2 protein-coding genes are annotated in these 1,472 nt (G+C 55.0%); both read right to left on the bottom strand.

Translation table 11 applies throughout. From position 1 onward, the window contains the following. Positions 1-41 precede the first annotated feature (41 nt). Positions 42-662 (bottom strand): IS3 family transposase, encoded by a 621-nt coding sequence (locus HMPREF2528_RS02160; protein ID WP_210397084.1) that lies wholly within the window; start codon positions 660-662, stop codon positions 42-44. 238 nt (positions 663-900) lie between these two features. Beyond that, a complete protein-coding gene (locus tag HMPREF2528_RS02155; protein ID WP_246823849.1) occupies positions 901-1,356 on the bottom strand; it encodes a helix-turn-helix domain-containing protein in 456 nt (151 codons plus the stop codon). Between the last annotated feature and the right edge of the window lie 116 nt (positions 1,357-1,472).

Here is a 1,472-nt window from a genome sequence, read left to right as displayed (position 1 = left end):
TGAACTGCGCCCCGAAACTTGGACGCATTAAATAGTAACCCCTATACGGCTTCCCTCAGGGCCTGAACCCGGTACTCTACCGGGGTCAGGCCCCTAAGCTTCACCTGACGTCTTACCGTATTCCAATGCGTGATATAGGCATCAAGGTCAGCCTTGAAACTCTCAAAGGTCTGCCAGTCCTGGCCACGAAAAAACTCGTCCTTCAGGTGTCCAAAAACCTGCTCAGTAGCGCCATTATCAATGCAGTTACCCTTGCGTGACATACTCTGGATAAAACCGTTCTCAGCGAGCATACTGATGTAGGTCTCATGCTGATACTGCCACCCCATATCCGAGTGCAAAATCGGCTTAGCTCCCTCGGGTTTGGCGTCCATGAGTACCTGAAGCATCTCTTGCTGCTGGGCAAGATTAGGGCACATCGAGATGGAATGGGCAACAATCTCCTTGCTGGCAAAGTCGTAAACCGGAGCGAGGTAGGCCTTACCGAAGGAGAGCTTGAACTCGGTGACGTCGGTGCCCAACTTCTGCCAGGGACCAGTCGCCGTGAAGTTGCGACCGATGATATTGGCGAAACTTTGCCCCACCTCCCCCTTGTAGGAGTTGTACCTGCGGTAAGCCCTCTCACGGCGTATACCGCAGCGCAGCCCCATCTGACGCATCATCTCAAGACCGTCTTATCGGCAATGTGCACCCCTTCCTCAGCGCGCAGGCACATGGCTATCTGTCTGTGACCGCACCCGTTGGGGGTTCGCGAAAAGATCTGGGCGACCTTGGGACGTAGCTGTACTCTGGTTGGCTGCTGGGGGTGAGCCAGCGCGTAGTAGTAGCTCGATCTGGCAAGGCCTGCCACCTCAAGGAGGTCGTACAGCTTGTGCCCGTGCCCTGAAAGCTCAGCGACCACTAGGGCTTTGTCCCGGTTTGGGAGCGCTTCTGCGCCTTCAGGGCAATCGATTTTTTTAGGTACGCCACCTGCGCCTCAAGCTTGCGCACGCGCTCTTCGAGTTCCTCCTCACGCGTTGGTGGCACCGCCCGCACCGACCCTTTCGGCCTGCCTTTGGGCTTAGGCTTAAGCGCCTGCGCGCCGCCTTCACGGTACAGCCTGCACCACTGTTTCAACGGTGTTGCGCTTGCAATACCGAAACGCATCATTGCTTCAGGCTTACTCATCCCACCATCAACCACGGCCTTCGCTGCGGCGACTTTGGTCTCGTAGTCGTATTTGGTGTGTTTTACTCCCATGGTAAGAAGCCCGTCCTTCCCGATGACGTGGTACGTTTTCTGCCACTCTCTCACAGTCGCGGCGGACATACCAAGCCTGCTGGCGGTTAAACCATAGCCAAATCCTTTCTCAAACATTTGCGCTGCCTGCTTCCGAAGCAAACGATCGTGTCTTATTCCTAGATTTATAGACATGAAAAGCCTCCTGTTTTTTGGACTTTAATTTCGTTGTCCAAGAAACGGGAGGCAGTTCA

The sequence above is a fragment of the Rothia sp. HMSC078H08 genome (assembly GCF_001808955.1).
Taxonomy (GTDB): Bacteria; Actinomycetota; Actinomycetes; order Actinomycetales; family Micrococcaceae; genus Rothia.
Note: the sequence above shows the minus strand (reverse complement) of the source record. Positions and strands in the feature narration are given on the sequence as shown.

Bases quoted from the DNA above. Each gene is read 5' to 3' on its own strand.
- HMPREF2528_RS02160 (WP_210397084.1), bottom strand. From the start codon at position 662: ATGATGCGTCAGATGGGGCTGCGCTGCGGTATACGCCGTGAGAGGGCT.
- HMPREF2528_RS02155 (WP_246823849.1), bottom strand. From the start codon at position 1,356: ATGTTTGAGAAAGGATTTGGCTATGGTTTAACCGCCAGCAGGCTTGGT.